Raw genomic sequence first — 24,489 nt, 5'->3', positions numbered from 1 at the left:
CATCCTCCCTATTTTCCTTATCGTCCCTAAAACGTTCCTATCGTGCATTGCGTTCGTGCGGCACGGCATCGGCCGTATCCAGGAAAAATGTTAGCAGCCGCTCCTTCAGCTCGGCCAGAACGCTAGCCAACCCGTCGTCGTTGATTCGGTTTACAGTTTCGCCCGGGTCCTCCTGCAGATCGTACAGTTCATCTTGCTCGTATAGCCGCCTCACATATTTATACCTCCGGCTCCGAATCATGACCGCTTTCGTATGCTCGCCATCCTCGCTTCGCTGCATGCAGCCCCGCGGATAGTACAGCGATTCCGGTTGGCTATTAGCCATAGAGGATTCGTTGCAGTGAATCTCGCCAAGCCGCCTCCCACCTTCGCAGAACACCACATCCCGGTGCTCGTCGGTCTCCCCAGCTACCACTGGCAACAATGAGCGCCCGAAGTGTGTATAGCCCGGCTCAATGCCGGTCAACTCGAACACGGTAGCGGGTAAATCGATCAGCTCCGCCATAGCCGGACTGACACGCGGCTTGACAGCCGTTGAAGACGGCGGCTTGATGATCAACGGCACGCGGGTCAAGCTGTCAGTGAAAACGTTCTGCGCCTTCTCAACGAGGCCGTAATCGCCGCAAAAATCGCCGTGGTCGGAGAAGACAAATAAGGCTGTGTCCTCGTATCGTCCCGTCTCCTTGAGCGCCTCGACTATCAAGGAAATCTGATAGTCCACCCGGGAGCACATCCCGTAATAGGTGGCGCGCAACTCGTCCCAGCGATCCTCCGTCCATCCTTCCATCCCGATCCGCTCATACAGCCCTTTCATCATGCAGGGTTTCCCCGTCCAATCCGCTGGGGCCGGAATCCGCGCCGGCAGCTTAGTACGGTCAATGAGGCTGTGCCAAGGCTCCTCTACAGCATAAGGGGGATGTGGGTACACGAGCGGCAAGTAGAGGCATAGCGGCTGATCTTCGGGCGTGTTGAGAAGCAAATCAATGGCTCCGAGCACGTTCGCCCAGTCGCTATCGTAGTACAGTTCCTCACCCTCTGCCAGCTCAATTCTTCCGATATAGAACGAATAATAAGTATCGCTGCCCGGCTCTCCCCGCCGCAGATCTCCGCCGAACATCGGCTTCGGCTTGCGCTCCGGCTCATGCTTCACATGGCAGTAGGCGTCGAAGCCCCTCTCCCCCGGAACAAGATCGTTTTTACCGCCCCACCAGACATAATAGCCGTTATCCTTCAGCGTCTTCAACAGGACGGGTTCCCCCGGCTGCATCATGTGGTACATCGTCCGGTGCCCGCGAACATGCGGGTACCAGCCGCTCATGAAGGAGCAGCGGCTTGGGGTGCATACCGGGTTTTGGCAGAACGCGCCGGCAACGGATACCGCATCCCGGGTCACCCATTCGTCGAGAAAGGGGGTATGCGCCGCCGGATTGCCCATATGCCCGAGAACGTCTCCGCGCCATTGATCGGGATTAATAAGAATAATATGCGGCTTTTTCTCCATTGAAGCCGGTCACCCCTTTACGCTAGTGGAAATCATACTCTGAACGAAATAGCGCTGGAACACGAAGAACGCGATACATAAAGGCAGGGACACGACGACGCTGGCTGCCATCAGCAGATTGAATTTGATCTCGTATTGGCCGTGGAACATTTGGAGTCCGAGCTGGATCGTTCGCATCATCTCACTGTTAGTATAGATTAGCGGATGGAAAAAGTCGTTCCATACATGAACGGTTTTCAATATCCCCAATGTCGCCAGCAGAGGTCCGCTTAGCGGTAAATAAATGGTCCAAAACGATCGGAAGATCCCGGAGCCGTCGATGCTTGCCGCCTCATCCATTTCTTTCGGGAAACCGAGGTAGAACTGCCTCGACAGGAAGATGCCGAACGATCCCGAGAGCTCCGGAATGATCAAGGCCCAATAGGAATCCAGCAGTCCCTGGCCGCCGCTGCCCAACCAATCATTGCCTCCGAACAAAGGCACCGATTTTAGAATGATAAATTGGGTAATGATCGTGACTTGCGGAGGGACCATGAGACCGAGCAGCAATGCGATAAAGATAACCTCCCTGCCCTTGAAATCGATTCGGGCGAACGTATAGCCTGAAAGCGTATTGAAAAGCAAGCTGCCGCCAACCGCACATACCGTAACGATAATCGAGTTTTGGAAATAGACGCCCCATTTGCCCGACTGCATGGCTAGCAAATAATTCTCGAACTTCCAATCCTTCGGAAGCAAGCTCCCAGCCGTATTGGCGATCTCCGCATCTCCCTTAAGCGAGGTGAAAATCATAATCAACAGCGGTGTGATCATCAGGGCGGATGCGATCGTTAGGCCCGCTACGAGCAAGGAGCGGATGGGAATTCGTATATTCATAGCCTTCATTTGGTTCCCCCTCGTATTAGTCCATGCTCCGGCTGGAGCCGAACCGGTAATTGACGAAAGTGACGATGACCGTAATGAACAGCAGCACAATGGCCTGCGCCGAGGCGTACCCCATCTTGTACTCCTCGAATGCGGTCTTGACGATTTGGCTGACTATGGTAGTCGTCGAGTTAAGCGGTCCGCCCCCCGTTAAAATGTAAACAATATCAAAAATTTGAAAGGAGCGAATCGTCAGCGTAATGAACAAGAAAAAGGTGATCGGCTTCAGCATCGGCACGGTAATATGAAGGAACTTCTTTATGCCGGTCGCCCCGTCGATAGCCGCTGCTTCGTACAGATGGGACGGAATGCCCTGCAAACCGGCCAAGTAAATGATCATCGCGAAGCCGATATTCGTCCAGATGCTTACGGCGATGACGACCGGCAGTGCTAGCACAGGGTCCTGCAGCCAGTTTTGCGGCGCGAAACCGAGGAGCTTGACTATCGCGTTAATCGGGCCGTTGCGGGGATGCAGTAGCCAGAGCCAAGCCATCGATATCGCTACAGATGACAGCACTCCCGGTAAATAGATGGCTCCCCGGAATACGGCGACACCGCGGATTTTGACATTCAGCATAACCGCTATGACCAGGCCGAGCAGGATTGTCGGAACGACTTTGAACACCCAGAAGATCATCGTATTCCAGAATGCCTTCTGGAAGATTCCGTCTTTCAGCAGAGCCGCATAATTGGACAATCCCACCCATTTGCCCGGATTCAGAATCGTATAGTTGGTGAAGCTCAAATATATCGCCCACACTACTGGAATAAAGATAAAAACGAAATAAATCGCCACATTCGGAAAGATCATCACATAAGGAAGTAGGTTATTTCGTCTAATCGCCATAGGATCCCTTCTTTTTTGCCAGATTTGACAGACCTCCCGCCCTGTCCTGCCGGTCTTCCGGCAGGACGTCTTATAAGTAAAGCTCCCGCGCGTCTTACGAAGGCTATCCGTCTTACTTCTTCTTCATTTCATCCTTCAACAGCTGGATGTTTGAACGGACCGCTTCCTCCGGCGTCTTTTTGCCGAAATAAGCTTCCTCCAAAGCAAGCCGTAAAAATTTGACATGCGTCCCCCAATCGGCGGACGGCAAATACCCCTGCGCATCCTTGAGAATGTCCATCGTCACTTTATTTTCATGACTGTTCTTCGCATATTGCTCGGAAACCGATTGTAGCGATGGGATGAATTGGGCCGTGCTGACGAATTTCAAATGATTTTCTTTCTCAAACATAAATTTCAGGAACTTCCACGCTGCGTCCGGGTGCTTCGTATTTTTGGCTATGGTCATAAACGTTCCCAGCATCAGCGCGGTATGCTTGCCGGAGTCTCCTTTGGGCGGAATGGTAAATCCGATATTGTCCATTCCGACTTTATCGATAAGCGATTGGAAGCTCTTGGGAGAGCCGAATGCCATGGCGGCTACACCGTTTTTAAACGTGCCCCCCTCCAGCTGTTGGCTGTCCTGAGGCGCGACGGCGCCACTTTTGACCAGACCGACCATTTTGGTCAGAAGCCCTATGGACAAGGAGGAATCGAACGACGGATTGTTATTTGCATCGTAAAAGTTCTGTCCCTGCGGCAGCAGCATGGAGAGATAGATTTGCTCCCCGTTGCCGGTTGGCATATCCAGGCCCGCCTGTACGGTCTGCCCGTCCTTGACGACCTTCAACTTCTCGGCGTACTCAAATACTTCATGGATCGTAGCCGGAGGCTTCTCCGGATCGAGCCCCGCCTTCTTAAATAGATCTTTCCTCCACATGAAGCCCCGGGTATCCGGCATCAGAAGGCCATACTGACCGCCTTTCCATTGGCCCGATTTAAGAACGTCCGGGTAAAAGTCCTTGGCGCCATCCCAATTGTCCTTGGCGATAAGCGGGTTCAGATCGAGATATTTGTCCTGATCGACCGTAGAGATCAATTGGCCGAAGCCCAGACCATGAACGTCCGGAGCGGAGCCCGCATTATAAGCAACCGACAGCTTTTGGAAATAGTCCTTCCAAGGAATGGAAGTCAGTTCTACCTTAATGTCCGGGTTCTTCGCTTCAAAATCCTGGATCAATGTACGAACGGATTGAACGATATGATCTTCATGTCCCGGAAACCACAGCTTCAGTGTGACCAGCTTGTCTCCGCCGCTCTCCCCGGAATCCCCATTCGAAGTGTTCCCGCCGCAAGCGCTAAAAAATAGCATCATGATGACCATGAAGCCGATCCATACAGATTTTCCGTGTTTCATCCATTTCCTCCCCCTAACGATGAATTCATGGCCAAGCTGCCGGCGTTCGCCTCGGCCTGTGTCTTATGGTATCCTGCCGGAGAAAGAAAAAAAATCACCCATTATTGACATCGTAGGCTTCCTTTTCCTACGTGTTAAAAAGGATGATTTCAGCGGCGGTATCCCTTTTTTGACATCATCTACAGCCGCCGCAAACGCTTAATATATTTGGTTCGAATCCAGCTCCCGGGGGAAGTTCTGTTCCCGGTATTGCCCTGGTGTGACTCCTTCATGCTTCTTGAAAATGCGGATAAAGCTGTTTACATTAACATAGCCCACCGCCTCCCCGATTTCCCCGACGGTAAGGTCAGGGTTGGCCAGCAAATACTTCGCGTGCTTCAAGCGAAGCATCAGCAAATAGTCCATAAACGTCATGCCGACCTCCTGCTTGAAGCAGCGGCTGACATAAGCCATGTCCAGTCCCAGCTGCTGGGCAATGCCGCCCAGCGATATTTCCTTATCGAAGTTGGTATGTACATAGTCGATGATTTTAGATATGACGTTAACCTTGCCTGATTCGGAAGGGGCCTGAAGCTCTTCCAGCATAGAATCCGCAAGCTTGTGGCACCACTTCACTATAGTGGATAGGGACTTATGTCTCTCCCTCTCGGCATGTAGCTTCGGGAGAAGAAGCGGATTTATCGGCTTGTGGTCCGCCTCCTGCACTTTCAGATAAATGAACATCGTCAGTTCCCAGAAGGTATGCTGCACCAGTGGCAGTGACAGCCACGGCAGCTTTTCGAGTCCCATCTGCAGCTGCTCGAGCGCTTTTCCAAGAAGCTCCCGGTTACGGGAGAGAATCGCCTTTCCGAGATGTTGCTCGGTCTCCTTGCGCAACCGATACAGCTCTGAGCTGTATATGGGGTCTTCTGCCTGCTCTTCATAAGCAAAGACTCCCGTGTTGCCTTTGAATAGCTGGACATCCAGGGTTTGCAGCGCATGCTGGCAAGAAACATGGATTCGGTTGGCGGCTTCGCAGGGACTGCCGATAGCTGCGGAAATTCGGAATGGAACATACTGTCTTAATGTACTGTCTAGATGATCTGCAAGCGACCTTGCCTTTTCGGATATCGGGAGCGTACCTCGATCCTCAAATATAAATAACAACGCCACATCGCGCTGTCCAGTATCATACACATAAAGAACCTGGCCTTCACGTTCGGCGATTTCCTCGGAAGCTTTGGTAAGGAAGAAACGGAACAAGCTCTGATCCCGATAGGAATACTGTAGAAACCGCTCATATTCTTCGATGCGAATGATGGCCACCAGATAACCATGAGGAGCAAGAGGAACGTCAAGTTCTCTCAATGTGTGCCTACCATCCTCCTCGGACAAAAGGCCCGAGAACAGCAGCTTCTGCAAACCATGCTGACGCACCGTCGGCAGAAGCTCCTTCATCTTCGAGCCGTATTCCACCTCCTTGTGGATAAGCGCATCCACCCGGCGGGCAATCTGTGAGAAATTAAGCAGCACGTACAGGCTGGCGGCCAACGTTAGAAGCAGCGAGGCGGCGTACACCAGCCACTTGCCGGAGTTCGCGGGAGTAAAAGCGGTTGGAGGTAATCGAAGCATGAAGCTCCAGCCCGTCGCAGGAGACGAAAACAGCCTGTATCCGTACAGCTGTCCATTCTCTTTAACGATAGCCGAGGACGGGGATTGTCGTTTCAATGCATCGACGATCCGGGTATCTGTCACGGCTTTCCCGGTGATGAGATCGAACATCCTCTTTCCGTCGGGGGTCACGGCCCAGATGGATTGTCCCTCGGGCAACCGGAAGCCGAATTGGAATAAGGACGGATTGAAGTTGATTTTGATCAAGCCTTGCGGCTGGTTGCCTACGGATGGGATGGGCCTGACGAATGAAATGACCGGGTATCCGGCGTCGGCGGTCATAGCTTCATCCACAAACCAATGTACCTTGTCCGCCATCATGGATTTGTACGATTCCCATGCGGCCGCCTCCATACGAACCGCTGTCTGCTGACCGTTATGCAGTGATGTCGAAAGACCGGCTTGATGATAGTAAATTTCGATAGAGCTGTCGCAGCAGTTCGCAGTGGCTAATTCGGCCATCTCGCGGTGCGCTTCTTTGATCCCCTGCTCAACCTCCAAGTTACCGGAGTCCTGCGCAATGCGCTGCACCGCCTTGGTATTTGTGAATGCCAGTGTATTCTGGTCGATATTGCGGAACAATTCCTCGAGCGTCTCCTTGTATGGAGTGATACTTCTGAATGAAAGCGCATCCAACTCTTTGCGAAGATGATCCTCCTTATTCATCTCGCCGAGCAAGTACAGGGTCACGAGAGGGAAAAGCAGTCCGATACAAAGTACCATAGCGATTCTGATAATCGGCTTGGACAACAACCGCTTCGGCGAACCGGACCCGTAAACCCATTGCATACGGATGACCTCCTCGAGCTAAGGATGCGATCATTATAGCATACAAGAACCCATGGAGAGAATCGGTTTTCAGCAAAATCCTTGAGCGTGCCCGTTTGGTTTGTCCATCGTAACTTTGATGTTCTTAAACAACTCTTTCATTATACTCCCCCAACTCTACTGTGTTACACGACCGATGAAAAGCTATCTTCGTAAACATTTTAAAATGGAAAAATCAGTAATGCAATTTAACAACTAAAAATCTAAAAGAAAATAAAACGCCATCAACCAATTCTTTGGTTATGGGCGTTTTGCGTTTTATTTATCCAAATTCTTAATAGCATAATCGGCTTCTTCTTTTGTAAATTTTTTTCACCGTATTTAGAAGTTAGTTGATCTGGACGCCGTGAGGGCTATATTGCCAAAAGCTCTTATCATCGTCGATAAGTTTCACGTTGTCTGTATGGCAAACCAAGCGTTAGAAACCATTCGTAAGCAGCTCCGAGAAGGATTATCGCCAAAAGAACGCCGCGGGCTGATGCGCGACCGTTTTATCCTCCTAAAACGCCATATAGCACTTACAGAGATGGATAAAATTACGCTTGACCTTTGGACAAAGAATCACCCTTCTCTCGGCACTGCTTATGACTTAAAGGAATCATATTTCGATATTTGGGAATGTGATAGCAGACAGACGGCATTCCTTAAATACAACGAATGGAAAGCTAAAATACCAACTGAACTGCAATCCGCTTTTGAACCACTTACAAAGGCTATGAAGAACTGGGAAGAGGAAATATTCGCCTACTTCGACCATCGCATTACAAACGCTTATACGGAGTCTCTTAACAGCCTTCCCGATGTTTAATATGCCACCTATTGGAGTTGTTCGTGAGCCAGAAGAAATAATCTTGCTGGGAATCGATTTTTCCACCTTGATCGAGAAATTGGAGAAGGGCCAGCTTTAAGCCCTTCTCCACCATCAAATCCGAATACCCGAATTAAAAAGAGCAAGGAACTCCTATTGCAATATCCCTACATTCAGATTAAGGAAATAGCCCTCTTGGCCGGGTTTGAAGACGCGAACTATTTCTGCTCCGTATTCAAGAAGCTTGAACAAATAAGTCCCAACCAATTCAGAAAGATCCATCATAATTAAATTGTAAATGGATAGTCGAGAGAAGTTTATCCAATTTATTCCTTGCCCTCTAATGTAAAAGAGGCCTGCCATAATGGCACGCCTCTTGGCACCTATGTTTACTTTTTCGCCTTATAAAACTCATGGTACAGCTTCATCAGCGCCCGCTTCTCAATCCGCGACACGTACGAGCGGCTGATGCCGAGCTCCTTCGCAATTTCCCGCTGTGTCCGTTCTTCTCTGCCATGCTATTACAAAGCGACATGAGCGTTACAGACATAGCACTCACACTTGGATATAACAATGTTTCTCTATTCATTCAGCAATTTTCCAAAAACATTGGCTTAACGCCTCACAAATTTCGTTGTAGCAACCGATAGGCTGAGTCACAGTCAGACAGACCATAGGAATCTTGATCAAAATCGCTTCGGCAGTCCGTAGTCGGATGTAACATAACCTTGATTGAAGAAAAAGGCTCCTGAACCTTTGGCGAGGAGCCCCGGGAGCACTTCTCTCAATGCACATGTCTCGTGAAGCTGGCGGATTCGTCCTGCAGCGTCCTCGCTGCAATCAGATCCTTTAGTGGTTTCTGTAGAGATAATGTCCTATCACTTAGGATAATTCGCTAAAGTGAAGTAAGTCTTGTAATTCCCATCATTTATTTCCAAGCAATTCAACTGAAAACCATATGCACATCCACCATCAACACCAATTTTGTCTTCACCGAACCATACGTCAGCCTTTTCATGTATATCTATTACTTTGCTATGTCCAAACACCACAATCTTATCCACCACTGTGGGGTTTTTGAAGAACGGTTCTTTAATATACATAAAGTCATATTCTGATTGTTGCTTCCAATTTTCATAGGACGGATTCAAACCTGCATGGACATAAATATGGTCTCTATCTTCGTAGTAAAAAGGAAGGCTATTCAAAAAAGAAATGTGATGTTTATACCTTTTGTTTATATACTCTTCAGCATATTGTAATCTTTCTTCTACTGACATGCTCTCTAATATAGTACCGCCACAATAGCTTTCCAATGTTTGAAGCCCACCATGTTGAATAAATTTCATTTTTACTACTTCATCTTCGCTTGTCATAAGGTCAAGGAATCTTTGGTCATGGTTTCCCCGAAGTGCAACGACATTTCCTCCTTGTACAAGTTGCAATACCCTCTCAACAACTTCTTTACTTTGTATTCCCCTGTCTACATAATCACCAAGGAGCAACAGTAAATCCTCATTCTTATTAAAATGAACTAATTCTAATAAGGCGTTAAACTCTTCGTAGCAACCATGAATATCACTTATTACTAAAGTTCTTCTCATTTTATATAATCCTTTCGTTAGTTAGCTATATCCTTTAATTTAATGCACTGAATTTATCTCGTGGTAATTTTTACTATATTAACCCCTTTTTGTCTTATAGGCAACATTTATTTATCGAACTTAATTGATACTAAAAATACATTCCAAGATCACAATGGATTATTCGTAACCTGGAATTCTGAATTGATAGGATATAAGACGCAACCTGCTAATTCTCGAAGAATCCTCCTCGAATTCCTTTTTATAAGCCGCGTTTTAAGCGGCTTGTAATGTAATCAAGTTCTTGTCATCCGACAGGTGTTTTGTTGAAAGTTGATCATAGTAAAAAAGGGAAGACGTGGTATTTCATACCGCGTCTTCCCTTTTGGTGTCCAAAATGTTTCAAATCAGAATTAGACCATATTGCGAGTGATACTCATTTATTCAATTCCATAATGGATTCATCAGCGATTTTTATCCTGAAATACAGACTCTAATTTTTATTTCGGCCACATTAGTTTACTATTCCCGTTATGAGGTAAATTATTCAAATTTTGATGGTCTTTCTAAACATATTAACTTGCTAACGAGAACATCGGTGCCGCTGCTTATCGCACGTAATCGCCTTAACCGATATAGACTTTTTTCATATCACTAAATAGTTGTTTAATCTTACAGTTTCAGCGGAAGTAGTAATTAGATGTCCTTTTTCTCTTGTCTATCAAAAGGGGTTAATACCAGATGATAGCGTTTTTTTCTATTGCCCGAATTCCGGAATGTCAGCTTAACAATCTCATACCTGCTCAATTGACCCATCTGCTTGGATGAACAGGGCATGCACACACTGAAGTCCCTCTCCCATTAAACCCATACCTAAGTCTCTAAAAATAACTCCGACTAAATGGATTACTCCATCATTAAACATGAAGATCGGCCCTCCGCTCATACCGCCGAACGCTGTTAACTCTTTCATTTCCCGTAAGCCCATGCGCTTTTCCCAATCCTCTCGCGAAAGACCTACAATCAATTTTCGGTCGGTCGCATCCATCACTATACCCTGGATGGCGACCAAATACGTGTTAACTCTACGTTTATTATATTCGTCTTCCCGCAGGACGCCTGGCCAGCCTAAAGCAAATACCCAGTCGCCCTCCGTGGCGTTCCGTGTGCGGTGGTAACGAAAGAACTGTTTTCCATTTTGCCGAAGTTCCTCCTGAATATTGGGGGGAATGAGTATTGTGGCGAGATCAAGAGTATCCGAATCTCCAAGTATCAATGCTTCAAATTTTTCCGTGACAGTCCAATTGCTGATTTGTAAACTTGCAGGCTTCCCTTCTTTTCGAAGTTCTCGCCAATATTCTAAAGTAGAGTTTTGAGCGTCCGAAGCTCCTGTTTTATAGTTAATATAAACCTTAAATGTCGGAAGAGTAACCTTAACATCTCCATCAGGAATATTTTCTTCAACATCAGATGCGGAGTCTGCAGGTTCATTCGTTGGGATATCTGCACCTATGAAATAGCCCCCACCTTTATGATAGTGATACTCACCATCCTTTAAACCCCATTTTGCACAATTTGTCCGGCAAGTATGACCACCTTTGAATCAGTCCTTCCTGGATGGGCACTTGAAATTGATGCAAAAGATAGACTAAATAGTGCAAGAGAAAGAATTGTCTTTTTGAGAATCATGGTACGACCTCCTAGTATGATTCAAAATACCTGGTAGATATTACCATGGGAATTAAATTACAGCAATTATATTTTCTTATTAAAATAAAAGAGCGTTTTATAATGGAATAGAATTAACAAGAGCACAGAGATGGAATGTGATCGGTTTTTATCGCTATGGAGGGCCATGAGAGTCTTCCACATACTTCAAGCATTCCCTCTTAATCTAATTAGACGCCATCAATCATTTGGTAAAGGGCGTTTTGCGGTTTATTTATCCAAATTCTTAATCGCATAATTGGCTTCTTCTTTTTGTAAATTTTTCGCTGTATTCAGAAGTTAGTTGGTCTCGTATCTTTTCTGGCGACATATTCATTAATTCCTGATAATCTTTTGCTTTTTTAAGGCTTTTCCTTAAAATTGGCTTTCAGATTGTCGACTCGTACTGTGCTTCGTTATATATGACCATGAAAAGGACAATGTTGTGTCGTACGACACTTGTTTGTTGTTATCGGACGACACAAATATTGCCCCATTATGCCCATAAACTACATGAAAACGCCCCACCGGCGCATGGTGGGGCGTATTTGACTTGAACGTGCCCGCGTTTGGATGTCAATAAGAAGAGTATTACTGCTTGCATTGTTACACCAGAAGGTAGGACAAAAATATAAATTAACCGATCTTATCCCATACTGCGTGACGACCATAACACTTTGGTTATACAAAAAAGAAACTAATTTTGTCTATTGAATATTTATTCCCATGCTCGTTTGGTAATTAAAAGTAATTATCTATATCTATGTTACTTGTATTAAAATATCCTAGCCTAAGTTTTTGAATAATTTGTGCTGGAGTTAAATTATTTAAGATCACCTCTTTTTCCAAATTTTCAAGCCATGCTATTTTCAATCGTTTAATAAAAATCATAAGCAAGAACTGGATAAGAATTGTTATTAAGGATAGAGCAAGTCCATCGAGGGCAAGTTTTAAGGTTTCCTTTTCAATCGTATAATGGTTCCATATATAAAACAAAGCAAAAAATGTAACGATAAGCTTAATCCTTGTACTAAGTACAATTCTTAGTAAATTTGCAATGAATTTGCTCTTCTTTTTATTACTAGTAGTTTCAGCTTTATCCTGTATATCACTGAGATCAATGTTATTTTTAATATAATTATATGCTAAGGCAATTATTGCCCAAAATAGGTTATAACTGTATCGAAATAAGTACAATCCAAAATAAATTATGTATATATACATTCCTTTCATGAGAAAAAAGTAAATAAAATAAGCATTTACCAAGGTTGCTATAGAAAGCATACCTATTTCGTGCAAAACTAATGGAAGGTTCCCTTTTTTGTCCAGCTCAGTTTTAGGAAATCTATATCTCAGTATTTTCTTATTTCTATAAAGATTATTAAAAATATCAAAGAGTGATATTGTTAGATTATGAAAGAAAACATAGCCAAGTATTGTAATTGTTATATTCTTTTGTATTGAAGGGATTTCTGGAAGAATCCAGTACCCCAATCCTGCTAAAGCCGCAAAAAGAGTCCAGTTACTTAAACCACTTGAAGATATTTTCTGCCTTTCTCTTTCCTGTAACCTGTTGATGAAATCCAGCCATTCCTTTTGATTTAATTTTGTTTCCAATCGCCCTACCCTCTCTTTTAATTACTCACCATCTTGAAAATTTCCGATCATAAAGTAGCCGTTTGAGCTTTTACGAATGCCTCCCTACCCTTCAAGAAAACCTTTCTCATGCATCTTCGGTACTTTATTATAGTCCTTTTTAATGAAAAGCCGATTCCATTTGACTAGCATCTTAGGAAATAGCTTTTTCGCAACTTGTCGAATAAAACTATTCTTTGAATTAGATGATAATGTAATATACTGTATGTTTAGTAACATCAATAAAACTGTAGCCAATACACTGAATCCAAATATCATGATACTGAATAACCAAAAATCTTTTGGAAATAGACTAAGTCCAATTAACTTAAAGCAACCAGAGAAATAAACCAATAAGGCAGAGATTACACTTAATCCTTTGGCAGTTTCAAACAAAAATTTCATTGATTCGAAATAAGCCTTCATCCAGTATGGTTTTGTTTGAATATATTGCTGCCATTTGAAATCACGATATAATAAATTGGTTGAGTTTCTATAGCCTTCTTCCACTCTATAATAGAGATTATTTTCAAACTCCCACCAAATCTCTTTCCATTGACATTCATCACGTGTTAATTTGAATTGTGCATACCTATCACTCAACTCATAAAAAATGTCCAATAACTCTAAATTCCCCAATTTGTAGATAGAACTATTAGTATCAATATATCTCTCAAAGAAAGTATCCAGCATCAATTCCCTATCTTTAGGGTTTATTAAATCCGAAATTATCTTCTTCATTTCATGATACATGGGACTGTAGATTTCTTTAAGATTTTCTTGAGTATACTGAATCAATCTATCGTTCTGCTTAGTTCTAATACCAAAAATATAGCCAAAAGTAGCTGATAGAACAGCAGCTACTATAGGAAGATACTTCGCAAAATCTATTTCCATAAACGTTCTCACCTTTCGGCTCATTGAACTACGATGTTGTGAATAATCCTTTAAACCTACACAAACCAATCTCATTAGTTAAATGTTACCATGTTTCGTCGAAACTTGACAGCCTTTTTACAGCAAATTACAACAAATAGAGATAGTCCTAGTGACTATCTCAACTATATTCCAAGACTGTTTTATTGCATCCGTAAGACTAATATCTCATTTGATTTACAATTTATTGTAAGCCGGACAATTTCCCTTTTCCTAAAGTATAGTAATAATCTATATGTTTTTGTACTTTGTTAAATTTGTGGGGGCGATTTATAATTTTTTAGGTACAGTGATTTTTAACGTTTCTACAATCGCCGTGTCACGAGGGATTGACCGACCTTGTTCGAGCTCCATGGCAATAAGATCTCTGGCATTCTCACGAGCTTCTTCGTGTGTGTCACCTCGTACCCCAAGTCGTAGGGCAGGGATGTAGGCTGTGACGTTACCTTCTGCTTTATCCTCTTCAAGCAATACTTGAATTTCGAATTCGTTGTTCATAAAAAAATCCTCCTATTATTTTGTATTTAACTAAAAAGCAGAAACAGTATGGCTACATTTTTGGGCAGCCTTATTGAAGAATAGAGTGTAAACCAAGCATCTATTCCTCTCAAGGTGTCCAATTTTGTCTGGCTAGGGGGCTGGGTCAAACGACCGCTTTCATGTGATCAATTAGATTACCTTCTTTAAAGCCGTATACCCGCTTCAAGTCGCAGAATGAATATCACATACATAGAGCCGCATAGTATTGGACGCAAGTACGCACCTCTTCTATATCATGAAGCGGGATAAAATGATTACCGCATTCGTAAATGAATGCGAATGTACTGCAGGTTTCCATAGCCTTCATATCATTAATATAAAAGTCTGAACGAAATTGGTGTTCACTACAATACGATTCACGATAGCTTCCATTCGCTGGATCAATCGTTCTCTCAACGGTTTCTTTAAAAACACTCGTGGTGGCCATATTTTAATCCTCGCTTTCGTTTTTCATATTTATAGAAACAGCGGAACTTGATCTTCTTTAATAAAGGCATGTCCTTTTTTCTCTTCATGGTATGGTCAAGATCCCACTCCATCTGTTTTAAGTACTCCCAATCCTCTGGAAAGAGAGCAGATGTCTTTTGCATTTCTGTAGCTGTATTGAAAATACAAAATTTACACGAGCACCGGGATACCCACTCATAACACGGATGCAAAGCGACACCGAAATCGGCTGCAAGCTGCCGGACCTGAAATTTAAGCATCGATTTGATCGGTTTAAGCCAGTGAACGACGCGGTTCTTCTTACCTGTTGCTTGAGCCGGGTGATACATGAATTCGGGCTTTTCTGCACGTGCTGTTGATTCCTCTGACCGCTCTCCGGTTAACAGTAGGATCTTACAGTTATCGAACTGGCGCACCCATTTCGTATAGACATCCCGCTTTGTATAAGAAGTGCAGAAACGGCAATTCGAACTCGGAAACATACCACGTTCTCTTATCCGCTCTTCCAGGCTCATATCTCCCCAGATAACGAATAATTCGAGATCAAGGGCATTGCTTAAATACTGAAGATACGCATCCGTTTGCGGCCAGTCGAACAGTTGCCGTTTGGTTGGATCATTCGGATCGCCGTCTACGCGCATATGTACTAACTTGATCTTTTCTTTTGGTATTTTATACCCGTGAAGGGCTACCAAGGCAGTAGCCACACTATCAGCACCACCAGATACATTGATGTGTACTTCATCATATTCATGAAGTGGATACATTTCGAGCGGGAGTTGCGGCAGGACATAACGTTATGCAGATCGGATCGCTGAACTTTCATTAATAGTAGCCGGCATTCGCAGCACGAGCTCCACCTCCTCAATGGGCATAAAAAAGCCATGAAGCACAAAAAGACACCAAAATAAGGTGTCTTATTACTCCATGGCAAAATTAAGCCCCAATATTTTTAACAGCCGTATCGGCATTCCCCTACTTCATCGATTCATCAACGACAAAGTAAATTTTGTAAAAATCGTAATACCATATATGTACCATATTCAACAATTTTCGTCAATAATACTTGTTTATCTCTGATAAAACAAGTGGCGCAGATTAACACGCCCTTTAGAAAAGCTGCATGACTGAAACCTCGGCAAAATATACAGAGAATTTCTATATTGATCTCGCGAATGTTCAGACGGCAGCTCGGGTATTAATGATGAGATTTTCTTGCAATAGGAAACTTGCCTTCACATGACATGCACATAAGTTCTGTTAAATTGGTTTTGACTCGCACAAAATCACATCCAACTGAACGTATTGATTCTTACCATATTATTAATATTTTCCTTGCTTGCGGCTAATAAAATGTTCAACCTTCTTTATGTTTGAAAGATAGATTCTACCAGTAACACCTTGTAACCAGTCACGAGTACCTGACCATTCAGGATTTTGAGGTATATGTAAGTCGAAAATTCTTTCCCAACTTTCTTCCTTTGTGATGCTTAATTTACCTGCATAATAATCATCATATTCTTGTTCATTGTTAGCGTTGAATCCATCACTTAATACAATATGCCACTCCATAAAATCCGAGATCAATACATCTTCATCATCGAGTTCTATAGTTATTCGAACACATCTTGTTTGACTATCAAAATGTCCAGTCGAACGCATATCTGGCTTCTTGGGCCATAACCATATGGGAAATTCCCCATGATAGTTAGGAAGTCTCTTCTTCATTTGACTAATCATCCACTGATACTCTTTTATTAGATATCCTGCATATTCAGGGTTTCCTTCAAGATAACCTTGCCCTTTAAAGACTTCCCATGCTTCTTCATTTTGTAATGTCCAGTATACACCCAAGATTCTTCACTTCCAGATGAAATTGTTGTTTCATTAACTTGCAATAATGAACTTCTTCTTAACATTTTTAATTAGCTTTTCGGAGTTTTCAACGTTCATATTCATACAAAAATCCATTAGTAATTCATCTATTAGAGCACTAGAAAATTTCTTGTGTTTTATACAAAGTTCAACAGTACTATCTCGATCTGGATAACCAACTTCATAGGATTTGATTTTTTTACTATTGGTGTTGTGTTGTTTAAAGGTATTATGAATAACTTTGAATTCTTCACTTGTAAATTGGTTAATTCGGTAAGCTTCTACTTCTGCTCTAATTTCCATCAATAAATTTATTGCTCTACAATAGTTAACACCAAAAGCAACTCCAAAGCCAATCATTGCTTTATAAAGGCCAAAATCTCTGTACTTCACATGAGTTAACTCATGTGCCATCATACATCTTACTGCAGCAGGGTTTTGATCATATAATCGTACTAGTGAGTCTGAAATCAGAATATATTTCTCATTCCCTGCAATCCCGTTGTAAAGTGGATCTTTATACACTTTCAACCCAATATTATTTCTCATGTTCAATTTTATTAGTAGATTCTTGAAATCTGAAAACAATTTCTGGTGTCTTGATGGATCATTTTTTTTAGGGAACATAATGGATAGATCACTTATAATGCCCATTTATTAACTCCTATGAAATTATCTTTTTATGCAATTAAAAATAAATTCTTAATCATGAATACTAAAATCATAATCTTCAATTTTGAGTAACTTTTTCGAATCTGTATCTCTTTCGTAGGCACAACGTATGTTGTCATTAAGAAACTCTAGTATCGAATCATCTATGTTTAACATCTTTCCCACTGAAATGATTTGAAAATTATTAGGATCAGAATTAAAATCATCTTGTTCATACCCACTGAAGAAGACCCATCCTAAATCACTCTCATTATCTGGTTCAAATCTCAACATGAAGTTGAACTCATTTTTTAATAATACGTCATTACTCACCGTTACCTTATTATCAAAGTAATAGTCCATCTCTTTTGAATGTGGATCATCTAATTGGGTGTTGCAAATATGTATGGACTTAAAATTTACAATGTCTCCATATTGTAAAGACTTAAGATAAAAAGGCTGATTTGCTAACTTGCCGCGGAAGTCTAACTCAGTTCGTTCGATAATTTCTACCCACATCCTTTCTCCTTCATATCCGTTTTCTAAGGTCACATCAGACAGAAAAATTAACTTAACCAAATCCCCTACTTTAAGTTGTTCTATAACGTGTTCACTTGGAAGATAAAAAGTGTATGGTGATTCTTTATGAAGTTCAACCACATTATCAAATTTCCATGTCATAATAGAATTTCTCTCCTCTTGATATTTGCAACAGAACTTCCCAATATAATTAACCTTTCATTCCGATTTGCTTTTAACTTTAACAGTAAAAATGCTCAATACTATTGTAAGAATCACATATGTCCAAAATCCATGAATATCAAATCCTGATAAGTACTTGTCAAGAAGCAATAACTTAATTGGAGTTAATACAAGTGATGCTGCAATTAACAATGGTGTTGTTAAACAACCGATACCAACCACAATTGAAACAAATGAGATTGTTAATAAAAGACCATAGATTAAACTGATTACAAACATAAGGACTGTCGCAAGTATTAATGTTTTTGTATCGGATATCGATATATACTGATTAAAGTATTGATTTCCTATCCAAAAAACAAGAAGTGTGACTAGCAAGTTGAGTAAGTTTCTCAATTAAATTCCTCCCTGCTCTGCTAATGATAAAACTAGCCTAGCTGCTTTTTATACAGTCTCTAAAAGACTTTCAAACTTGCTACCTTGATGGGTTGATAAACTGATAAACTAAGGATCACAGCTTGACTATTACTCTGATAAACAATGTAAATGAAATTAACGAGAATACAGAAATCCAAAAGAGCTTTAGTTATCCTAATAACCTATTTAGAGTCTTATTCAAATCTAAATAGTTAATTAAGTTGAGGAGTGCTTATCCCATGTAGCTTCAAACGATCTCAATATATTCTCTGGAAGTCTACGCTTCATATGGGATGGAAGATGATTAAAACAATAGATCATTTTGTCCCGATTAAGGTTTGGAACCTTACCAAGTAAATCCCACTCAGCCTGAGTAAGCTGTTCACCACAATTGCCAAAAATACACTTATGATGAATTTTGCTAAACGGTTGAACCATCGTGTTGCCGGCTCCCGCTTCATGTGGCGGTTCGGAGACCAACAAATGTTTGAGCGCCGGGTTAGAAGCCCAATCTTTTTGATCTTGCTTATATGGCGCGAGGTCCTTCCACCCCATTTCATAGCTATCCAATGCTTCACGCATAGCATCATTAACAGCCTGGTCAACGGCATTCGAAATGTGATGGGGATCCTTAGTCGGGTCGCCTTTTATTATGGAGAAGCCATAGCCATCCCGATAATGTGGCTGGATATGGATGCGTACAATCGCCTTTACGTACCGATTCTGAACATTAATCTCTATGTCTTTAATTTCCCTATCCCACTGGCTCCCAGTCGCCTGCTCAATCCGATCCGTATAGACTTGATTCGGAATATACGGTCTGCCAGTATCCTCACGGAACTTGACGGTCCCTTCAGGAAATCTTTGTTTTAGCTCCATTACAACTTCCTGATAATTACGTTCCATGTACAGCCACTCCTTTTACAAACAATGCGTACTGATACTGATTTAATACGTCACGTCGCGATAAAATTGGCTCATTAGAAACGCACAACCCGCGATTTTATGTTGATGTTTTGGCTGATAGCTTGCAAGAACTGCCTTGATATGTCGCGCAGCGAAGTGAACGTCAATCCCTTCACGTTCGTGAATATCCCCCGAAAGCTCGCGGCCAAAGAAAATATCAGATGCAAGCTTATGCCACTTTGTATCCTCATTCCAAAATTCCTCGGGAATCTCCTCTGGATCTGGAAGCAACTCGTGGGTACGTCCTCCAAAGGCAATATCTACATCCGTTACTTCTTGAGGAAAACTCCACTTTCCATTCGTACTCATTAACGATCACCTCGATTACCTAAGAGTAATATCCGCCGACAACTATTTATCATATTTTTTTAACATCGATCCGAACAATTTATAAACCTTGAGTGCTAGATCCACCCGCTCCGGAAGCTCTTTCGCAAGCTGTTGAAAGTATTCCATTCCTAGGTCCGTAATTTCATAATATCGATTGTACCGGTTATCATCCTCCCACCTGCTGGTTGCGTGACCTTTCTCTGCAAGGACTTTCAGTCGCTGCGCAAGATACGAATCATTTACCCCTACTCCATCCAATGATTGAATAATGACCTGATCGATTTGCTTTCCATACCTCCGACCCTTCTGGAGCTCTGCAAGTACGATGAAATCGATAACCTGTTGCACCTTGACTACGTGACCTAGACTGGATTCTTTCTCGATGGGTTCCTGATTTCTCATAATTCTGGGTTACTCCTCTCTAAGTATAGTAAGCTCCTTTTAATGTTGGGCATTTGAAGGGAATCACCCGATAAGCTCATCATAAAAGTTAGACTCTAAGCTTGCCGCGGGCTAGCAATTCTATTTACTTTTAAGAGTTTAGCCAATATCGGACCTTTTTTGTTGAGCTCATTCCACTTGGTGTATCATATAGTACTTCGATGTTACCATGAACACTCAACATCGCTGAGCATACGGAAGGCATTCTATCCTTTAGATTCAAACTCTTGTGTATTTCCCCAGACACCAGGTCCACAAACGGTTTTTCTTTATCCCTCGATGCCATCAAAATATCTAAGATATACTTACGTATCTCCTCTGTAAGTCCACGAACAGCAGCAACCCGAGAAGTATGAATCGGAGCTGTGTTATTTATTCGCAAAACGCAACTATCGGCAAATGAAGAGATCGTATCAAGCTCCCTCTCTGAAAACTTTGATGGTTCACTCATCATGTATCCAACTTGCCAGAAATACATATCTACTAGCTTCATAGGGGTATATTGCGTATGATGGCTTTCAAGTAATTTCTGACACTTTATAAATTCTTCCTCATGGTTCTTGTAGAATTCGATTAATGTATTCAGTGACTTTTCCTGAAGAATCGTATTTTTTAATCCATGCACTTTTAAACCTTGAAGAAAGTATCGATCATAGGCAGGCATGTTACCGAATAAGCCCAATAAAATTTTCGACACAAGCGTATCCGTTACGGATACGTCTTCCCCAGTTGTAGAGAAAATATTATCTGAATAAGCTCGTCGTACGGTTTCAATCATCTGATCAATACCATCGAAATAGCCATTATGAACGGAGTGACTAAATTTGGGCTCGTAATATGTTTGGTAAGTATCCGTGTTTAAATAAAGCTCTCGTAATACATATTCATGTACTTTATAATCCTTCTGGAGGAGAAATGAACTTCCTCTGAGCATCCCCCAGCTGGCCAAATAAAAAGCCAAATGTAGACATGCATGGTCAAAAACATGTACATCCGTTAATTGATCTTTATTTTGTCTAAAGAAACCGTAACAATGTGCCCACGATAAATATCGATGGTGTTTATCCGAAGCTGAACCATGATGATATTTAGAAATTGTTTCGAAGATCATTTCATTTACCCCGCGTTGCTTAATTTTTTTTCAGTGTAACGAATAGTCACAAGGCTAGGCTCTGGGAATGGAAGAGTATTCCTTATTATCACTGGTCAATGTTGATCGTCGACGTATCGCCATCCCACGTAACTTTCTTACCTAGTGTCTCACCGACAAAACGAAGCGGTACGAAGGTTGTACTCTCTTGAATCATTGGAGCTTCGGCCAGCTGCTGCGCCTGTCCATTAACGAAGGCTGTTGTTTCTCCAATCGTTAACTTGATCAACAAATCATCTTTTGACCCAGTGATGGTTTGTGTGGTCGGGTCCCACTCGACTTTAAGACCAAACTTTTCGAACAAGGATCTGAATGGAACTAAAACGGTACCTTCATGATTGATAGGATCCACAGCTAATGGCAAACTTAGGTTATCGACATAAACTTGAATCTGTTTCTTTCCAAAAGCCACAACGCCGATATCGTTGTTGATCGAATAAATATTGCCATTCTTCCCTAAAGTGAGATTCACAAATTTTGTCCAAAATGCATTTCGTAGAAATACAAAAATTTCTTGTCCATCGCTGTTGAGAGCGATAATATTACCGACGCCCGTTGAAAAGTATGCATTACCTTCTTTATCTGTTAAGATATCTCGTAAATAAATTCCTTCCTTCGCGGTATCACGCAGCTTATACTCCCAAATCGTCTCTCCGGTGCGATCTATTTTAAAAAACTTTCCTCGTATGTTGATGTAATATCCTCCATGGCCATCCGTTGGCACACCTGCAGATTGAATATCTTTCAAATCCAAGGAATTCGAGTCCAATGTGCTCCCATTACGAGTATCTAATGCATTCAGCCCATGTTCTGTTAACACATAAAGGAACCCTTTTTCTGATAAATAAGGATGGAAGCCCGTGTATTTGTTGACATAAGGTAATGATTTGGTTCGCCACCGCTCAACACCCGTAGAGTCGATTGAAATCACTTCTCCACGTGCGGAATCTACATATATATTTCCAGTCGAATCTACAGAGACACTGACCATATGAGAGTTCTTTGCAAGAACGCTTTGAGAAGAAGTGATGGTTTTATTAATCCAATTCAATTCCCCTTTTGCATTGCGCGAAGTTAATCCATCTTTGGTAAAGTAAATATAATTCCCTTGTTCATCGCCGGCAAACTGGGTATCAAATCTACTATAGGTATCAGTTGAGTCGAGTTTCCATTTTATTTTTCCTTCAGGAGTCAGCGCAAAAATCGTCGCACGGCCATCTTCAGAAATGATATCAGTACAGTTTACATATAGCGTGCCATCTTGCCCTAAAACCGGAGTTGTGACAGGTAGCTCGATGGCCGTATCCAATGGAATACTCCATTTTTCTTGTCCGTTAGGATATAGTGCTTGAACTATACCTCTCATGCCGGTGGTATACAGAACCCCTTGACGATCTTGGAGCAGTACTGAATTATGAATATCATCAATCTTCCATTTCGATTCATAATGAGCAGGGTTAAGAATTTTTGGTTGAGGACGCTTTGGCGGAGTCTCTGTAAACGTCCAGTCTACTTCGAAGCCCTCTTCCTCAGGTAAATACAAGTTAGCGGCAGCCATTGTATCAAAAGGGCTCAAAAGACTGGACAAGAGCACCGTACTAAGCAAAAAACTTCGTTTTCTCATTGGATTCAATTCCTCTCACAAGTACTTCAATATTCAACCTTTCACTTCACCTTTGGCCCACTTTGGAAAATTTCCAATTGAACAGTTTCCGATCCTTCCAGTATGAGTTTCACAATAGGTAATACCGTTGGCATTGTCCCAATTGATTGTATAGCGTGACCGGCGGCCGTCGCCTTCTTTGCCGTTGTGGTAAGTTTTCTTGAGTTGTATTTCATCCACCTTCATGCGTTATATCCACCCCCTTGTATTTCCGTATTCATAGCGTTCCAATTGCTCTTCTGCCAAGAACAAAGAATAAATCTATGCATATGCTATTAAAGCCATATAGAATTTGCTTCCCCCTACTGCCCTGTAGGGGGACTTTTGTTATTTCTACCTGCTACTGATGAAGTATCACAATATTCAAACAATGTGCTATTACTAAGACAAGTACCGTGTCTATTAGAATTCTTGGACATACTTTATACTATCTAGTTATGATGAGGAGTGATTTATATGGCAGATATAATAGGGCCACCCGGGCCACCGGGACCTCCTGGGCCTCCTGGTGCTACTGGTGCTACTGGACTGACTGGTGCTACTGGACTGACTGGTGCTACTGGACTGACTGGCGCTACTGGACTGACTGGCGCTACTGGACTGACTGGTGCTACAGGATTGACTGGTGCAACAGGCCCGACAGGTTTAACTGGACCACCAGGGCCGTCAGGGTCGTCTATTCCTTTCCAAAGTGTCTGCAATCGATTTCCTGAGAGCACATATACGTTTTTTAACAATGCAGGTATCAATTTTCCCGACAATGCTTCAGCAGTCCCTTATCCGTCGACAATTACGGTATCAGGCTTGACAGGTGACATTACAAAGGTTACGGTGACATTATTCGGCCTAATCCATACTTCACCGACCGACCTTGATGTATTACTCGTTGGTCCCGACGGACTTACCAATACCATACTCATATCAGATTCTGGAAATGATGATGATATTAACTTGTCATTTTTGACATTTGACGATCAAGCGGCAGGTTTCATTCTGTTTGGTAATCCGCTTGTTAATGGAACGTTCAAGCCGACCAATTATGGTACCCCTCCTGAAAATCTTCCCTTACCTGCGCCCCCATCTTCTGCATCTGTAGCGCTTAGTAATTTTAATGGGTTGCCCCCTAACGGAACATGGAGTCTATTCATAAATGATGATGCTCCTGCTGATACGGGATTACTTTTTGGTTGGGCTTTAAGTATCACAACTCCTGAAAGAGAGGAATGTATTTTTACTCCACTGTAACAGGAAGGTAACACCTTATTCGCTGAACAGTCCATCACTGTTCAGTTTACATATAGATTCATGTAGATACCTTCGTCCCATCTTTTAGCCGCAGTCCAACAGATTCGACCGCCTTGGCTTTCTCCACAATTTCAGGACCATGAAAATGAGCCCAAGGCTTTGTTCCGATTCGAACCACCGCAAGCCTTCTTTACGGCCTCTGCTAATCAAGGATGTGCATTTGGCATATTTCCTTGCCTTCTCATTT

Annotated in this window: 26 protein-coding genes and 2 pseudogenes; 4 read left to right on the top strand and 24 right to left on the bottom strand. The window is 42.6% G+C overall.

The features are described 5' to 3' along the window. Positions 1-37: 37 nt before the first annotated feature. The 5 genes from ACFQ88_RS23290 to ACFQ88_RS23270 form a co-directional block, all read right to left on the bottom strand. Positions 38-1,501 (bottom strand): sulfatase family protein, encoded by a 1,464-nt coding sequence (locus tag ACFQ88_RS23290; RefSeq protein ID WP_379457250.1) that lies wholly within the window; start codon positions 1,499-1,501, stop codon positions 38-40. Between the two features lie 9 nt (positions 1,502-1,510). Beyond that, positions 1,511-2,386 carry a carbohydrate ABC transporter permease gene (locus ACFQ88_RS23285; RefSeq protein ID WP_379457247.1) on the bottom strand — a complete coding sequence of 292 codons (876 nt, stop codon included), beginning with the start codon at positions 2,384-2,386 and terminating at the stop codon, positions 1,511-1,513. A 16-nt stretch (positions 2,387-2,402) separates the two neighbouring features. Next, a complete protein-coding gene (locus tag ACFQ88_RS23280; RefSeq protein WP_379457245.1) occupies positions 2,403-3,272 on the bottom strand; it encodes a carbohydrate ABC transporter permease in 870 nt (289 codons plus the stop codon). 112 nt (positions 3,273-3,384) lie between these two features. Then, positions 3,385-4,668, bottom strand: a complete 1,284-nt coding sequence (locus ACFQ88_RS23275; RefSeq protein ID WP_379457243.1) for an ABC transporter substrate-binding protein — start codon at positions 4,666-4,668, stop codon at positions 3,385-3,387. Between the two features lie 198 nt (positions 4,669-4,866). Further along, the gene (locus ACFQ88_RS23270) at positions 4,867-7,107 is read right to left on the bottom strand and encodes a helix-turn-helix domain-containing protein (RefSeq protein WP_379457241.1); all 2,241 of its coding nucleotides are present in this window, start codon (positions 7,105-7,107) and stop codon (positions 4,867-4,869) included. Between the two features lie 379 nt (positions 7,108-7,486). Here ACFQ88_RS23270 and ACFQ88_RS23265 point away from each other — a divergent pair. Then, positions 7,487-8,054: pseudogene (locus tag ACFQ88_RS23265) on the top strand (ISL3 family transposase); the annotation flags it as partial. Then, positions 8,033-8,245 carry a helix-turn-helix domain-containing protein gene (locus tag ACFQ88_RS23260; protein ID WP_379457951.1) on the top strand — a complete coding sequence of 71 codons (213 nt, stop codon included), beginning with the start codon at positions 8,033-8,035 and terminating at the stop codon, positions 8,243-8,245. The pseudogene ACFQ88_RS23265 and the gene ACFQ88_RS23260, both read left to right, overlap by 22 nt. A gap of 98 nt (positions 8,246-8,343) precedes the next feature. Here ACFQ88_RS23260 and ACFQ88_RS23255 read toward each other — a convergent pair. After that, positions 8,344-8,469 (bottom strand): annotated as a pseudogene (locus tag ACFQ88_RS23255) (sigma factor-like helix-turn-helix DNA-binding protein); the annotation flags it as partial. On the opposite strand from ACFQ88_RS23255, the gene ACFQ88_RS23250 reads away from it, so the two are divergent. After that, positions 8,470-8,604, top strand: coding sequence for a helix-turn-helix domain-containing protein (locus tag ACFQ88_RS23250; RefSeq protein ID WP_379457949.1), 135 nt, complete (start codon positions 8,470-8,472; stop codon positions 8,602-8,604). It abuts the pseudogene before it with no gap. A 228-nt stretch (positions 8,605-8,832) separates the two neighbouring features. Here the strand turns inward: ACFQ88_RS23250 and ACFQ88_RS23245 are convergent, their stop codons facing one another. From ACFQ88_RS23245 to ACFQ88_RS23160, 18 genes are all read right to left on the bottom strand, one after another. Continuing rightward, positions 8,833-9,558, bottom strand: a complete 726-nt coding sequence (locus ACFQ88_RS23245; RefSeq protein ID WP_379457236.1) for a metallophosphoesterase family protein — start codon at positions 9,556-9,558, stop codon at positions 8,833-8,835. A gap of 772 nt (positions 9,559-10,330) precedes the next feature. Further along, positions 10,331-10,813, bottom strand: a complete 483-nt coding sequence (locus ACFQ88_RS23240; RefSeq protein ID WP_379457234.1) for a hypothetical protein — start codon at positions 10,811-10,813, stop codon at positions 10,331-10,333. A 278-nt stretch (positions 10,814-11,091) separates the two neighbouring features. Beyond that, entirely contained in the window at positions 11,092-11,226 is a 135-nt protein-coding gene (locus tag ACFQ88_RS23235) for a hypothetical protein (protein ID WP_379457232.1), read from the bottom strand. Between the two features lie 265 nt (positions 11,227-11,491). Beyond that, on the bottom strand, positions 11,492-11,575 hold the full coding sequence (locus tag ACFQ88_RS23230) for an Ltp family lipoprotein (protein WP_379457947.1): 84 nt from the start codon (positions 11,573-11,575) through the stop codon (positions 11,492-11,494). 410 nt (positions 11,576-11,985) lie between these two features. Beyond that, positions 11,986-12,861 carry a hypothetical protein gene (locus tag ACFQ88_RS23225; protein ID WP_379457230.1) on the bottom strand — a complete coding sequence of 292 codons (876 nt, stop codon included), beginning with the start codon at positions 12,859-12,861 and terminating at the stop codon, positions 11,986-11,988. An 84-nt stretch (positions 12,862-12,945) separates the two neighbouring features. Next, positions 12,946-13,776 (bottom strand): hypothetical protein, encoded by an 831-nt coding sequence (locus ACFQ88_RS23220; protein WP_379457228.1) that lies wholly within the window; start codon positions 13,774-13,776, stop codon positions 12,946-12,948. A 309-nt stretch (positions 13,777-14,085) separates the two neighbouring features. Next, positions 14,086-14,313 (bottom strand): type II toxin-antitoxin system HicB family antitoxin, encoded by a 228-nt coding sequence (locus ACFQ88_RS23215; RefSeq protein ID WP_379457225.1) that lies wholly within the window; start codon positions 14,311-14,313, stop codon positions 14,086-14,088. Positions 14,314-14,759: 446 nt separating this feature from the next. After that, positions 14,760-15,509, bottom strand: a complete 750-nt coding sequence (locus ACFQ88_RS23210) for an adenine nucleotide alpha hydrolase family protein (protein ID WP_379457222.1) — start codon at positions 15,507-15,509, stop codon at positions 14,760-14,762. A 616-nt stretch (positions 15,510-16,125) separates the two neighbouring features. After that, a complete protein-coding gene (locus tag ACFQ88_RS23205; protein WP_379457220.1) occupies positions 16,126-16,656 on the bottom strand; it encodes a DUF3841 domain-containing protein in 531 nt (176 codons plus the stop codon). 33 nt (positions 16,657-16,689) lie between these two features. Beyond that, positions 16,690-17,331, bottom strand: a complete 642-nt coding sequence (locus tag ACFQ88_RS23200; protein WP_379457218.1) for a M48 family metalloprotease — start codon at positions 17,329-17,331, stop codon at positions 16,690-16,692. Between the two features lie 48 nt (positions 17,332-17,379). Next, positions 17,380-18,009, bottom strand: a complete 630-nt coding sequence (locus tag ACFQ88_RS23195) for an immunity protein Imm33 domain-containing protein (RefSeq protein WP_379457216.1) — start codon at positions 18,007-18,009, stop codon at positions 17,380-17,382. A gap of 57 nt (positions 18,010-18,066) precedes the next feature. Next, positions 18,067-18,426 carry a hypothetical protein gene (locus ACFQ88_RS23190; protein ID WP_379457214.1) on the bottom strand — a complete coding sequence of 120 codons (360 nt, stop codon included), beginning with the start codon at positions 18,424-18,426 and terminating at the stop codon, positions 18,067-18,069. A gap of 237 nt (positions 18,427-18,663) precedes the next feature. After that, on the bottom strand, positions 18,664-19,353 hold the full coding sequence (locus tag ACFQ88_RS23185; protein ID WP_379457211.1) for a Rad52/Rad22 family DNA repair protein: 690 nt from the start codon (positions 19,351-19,353) through the stop codon (positions 18,664-18,666). Positions 19,354-19,395: 42 nt separating this feature from the next. Further along, the gene (locus ACFQ88_RS23180; protein ID WP_379457209.1) at positions 19,396-19,722 is read right to left on the bottom strand and encodes a hypothetical protein; all 327 of its coding nucleotides are present in this window, start codon (positions 19,720-19,722) and stop codon (positions 19,396-19,398) included. 42 nt (positions 19,723-19,764) lie between these two features. Beyond that, positions 19,765-20,145 (bottom strand): PadR family transcriptional regulator, encoded by a 381-nt coding sequence (locus ACFQ88_RS23175; protein WP_379457207.1) that lies wholly within the window; start codon positions 20,143-20,145, stop codon positions 19,765-19,767. Between the two features lie 130 nt (positions 20,146-20,275). Next, on the bottom strand, positions 20,276-21,295 hold the full coding sequence (locus tag ACFQ88_RS23170; RefSeq protein WP_379457205.1) for a hypothetical protein: 1,020 nt from the start codon (positions 21,293-21,295) through the stop codon (positions 20,276-20,278). A gap of 88 nt (positions 21,296-21,383) precedes the next feature. Next, complete coding sequence (locus ACFQ88_RS23165; RefSeq protein WP_379457203.1) at positions 21,384-22,958, bottom strand: stalk domain-containing protein; 1,575 nt, start codon at positions 22,956-22,958, stop codon at positions 21,384-21,386. Between the two features lie 33 nt (positions 22,959-22,991). Then, positions 22,992-23,183, bottom strand: a complete 192-nt coding sequence (locus ACFQ88_RS23160) for a hypothetical protein (RefSeq protein WP_379457201.1) — start codon at positions 23,181-23,183, stop codon at positions 22,992-22,994. Between the two features lie 270 nt (positions 23,184-23,453). Between ACFQ88_RS23160 and ACFQ88_RS23155 the strand changes: the two genes are divergently transcribed. After that, positions 23,454-24,242: a collagen-like triple helix repeat-containing protein gene (locus ACFQ88_RS23155; protein ID WP_379457199.1), complete on the top strand. Its 789-nt coding sequence runs from the start codon at positions 23,454-23,456 to the stop codon at positions 24,240-24,242. The last annotated feature ends 247 nt before the right edge of the window (positions 24,243-24,489 follow it).

The organism is Paenibacillus sp. NPDC056579 (genome assembly GCF_042793215.1).
Classification (GTDB): Bacteria; Bacillota; Bacilli; order Paenibacillales; family NBRC-103111; genus Paenibacillus_S.
Note: the sequence above shows the minus strand (reverse complement) of the source record. Positions and strands in the feature narration are given on the sequence as shown.

Coding starts and splice junctions, on each gene's coding strand:
- ACFQ88_RS23285 (WP_379457247.1), bottom strand. CDS start 2,386: ATGAAGGCTATGAATATACGAATTCCCATCCGCTCCTTGCTCGTAGCG.
- ACFQ88_RS23290 (WP_379457250.1), bottom strand. CDS start 1,501: ATGGAGAAAAAGCCGCATATTATTCTTATTAATCCCGATCAATGGCGC.
- ACFQ88_RS23250 (WP_379457949.1), top strand. CDS start 8,470: ATGCTATTACAAAGCGACATGAGCGTTACAGACATAGCACTCACACTT.
- ACFQ88_RS23170 (WP_379457205.1), bottom strand. CDS start 21,295: ATGATCTTCGAAACAATTTCTAAATATCATCATGGTTCAGCTTCGGAT.
- ACFQ88_RS23185 (WP_379457211.1), bottom strand. CDS start 19,353: ATGGAACGTAATTATCAGGAAGTTGTAATGGAGCTAAAACAAAGATTT.
- ACFQ88_RS23215 (WP_379457225.1), bottom strand. CDS start 14,313: ATGAACAACGAATTCGAAATTCAAGTATTGCTTGAAGAGGATAAAGCA.
- ACFQ88_RS23165 (WP_379457203.1), bottom strand. CDS start 22,958: ATGAGAAAACGAAGTTTTTTGCTTAGTACGGTGCTCTTGTCCAGTCTT.
- ACFQ88_RS23195 (WP_379457216.1), bottom strand. CDS start 18,009: ATGACATGGAAATTTGATAATGTGGTTGAACTTCATAAAGAATCACCA.
- ACFQ88_RS23220 (WP_379457228.1), bottom strand. CDS start 13,776: ATGGAAATAGATTTTGCGAAGTATCTTCCTATAGTAGCTGCTGTTCTA.
- ACFQ88_RS23200 (WP_379457218.1), bottom strand. CDS start 17,331: ATGGGCATTATAAGTGATCTATCCATTATGTTCCCTAAAAAAAATGAT.
- ACFQ88_RS23155 (WP_379457199.1), top strand. CDS start 23,454: ATGGCAGATATAATAGGGCCACCCGGGCCACCGGGACCTCCTGGGCCT.
- ACFQ88_RS23270 (WP_379457241.1), bottom strand. CDS start 7,107: ATGCAATGGGTTTACGGGTCCGGTTCGCCGAAGCGGTTGTTGTCCAAG.
- ACFQ88_RS23275 (WP_379457243.1), bottom strand. CDS start 4,668: ATGAAACACGGAAAATCTGTATGGATCGGCTTCATGGTCATCATGATG.
- ACFQ88_RS23280 (WP_379457245.1), bottom strand. CDS start 3,272: ATGGCGATTAGACGAAATAACCTACTTCCTTATGTGATGATCTTTCCG.
- ACFQ88_RS23175 (WP_379457207.1), bottom strand. CDS start 20,145: ATGAGAAATCAGGAACCCATCGAGAAAGAATCCAGTCTAGGTCACGTA.
- ACFQ88_RS23245 (WP_379457236.1), bottom strand. CDS start 9,558: ATGAGAAGAACTTTAGTAATAAGTGATATTCATGGTTGCTACGAAGAG.
- ACFQ88_RS23160 (WP_379457201.1), bottom strand. CDS start 23,183: ATGAAGGTGGATGAAATACAACTCAAGAAAACTTACCACAACGGCAAA.
- ACFQ88_RS23235 (WP_379457232.1), bottom strand. CDS start 11,226: ATGATTCTCAAAAAGACAATTCTTTCTCTTGCACTATTTAGTCTATCT.
- ACFQ88_RS23180 (WP_379457209.1), bottom strand. CDS start 19,722: ATGAGTACGAATGGAAAGTGGAGTTTTCCTCAAGAAGTAACGGATGTA.
- ACFQ88_RS23230 (WP_379457947.1), bottom strand. CDS start 11,575: ATGTCGCCAGAAAAGATACGAGACCAACTAACTTCTGAATACAGCGAA.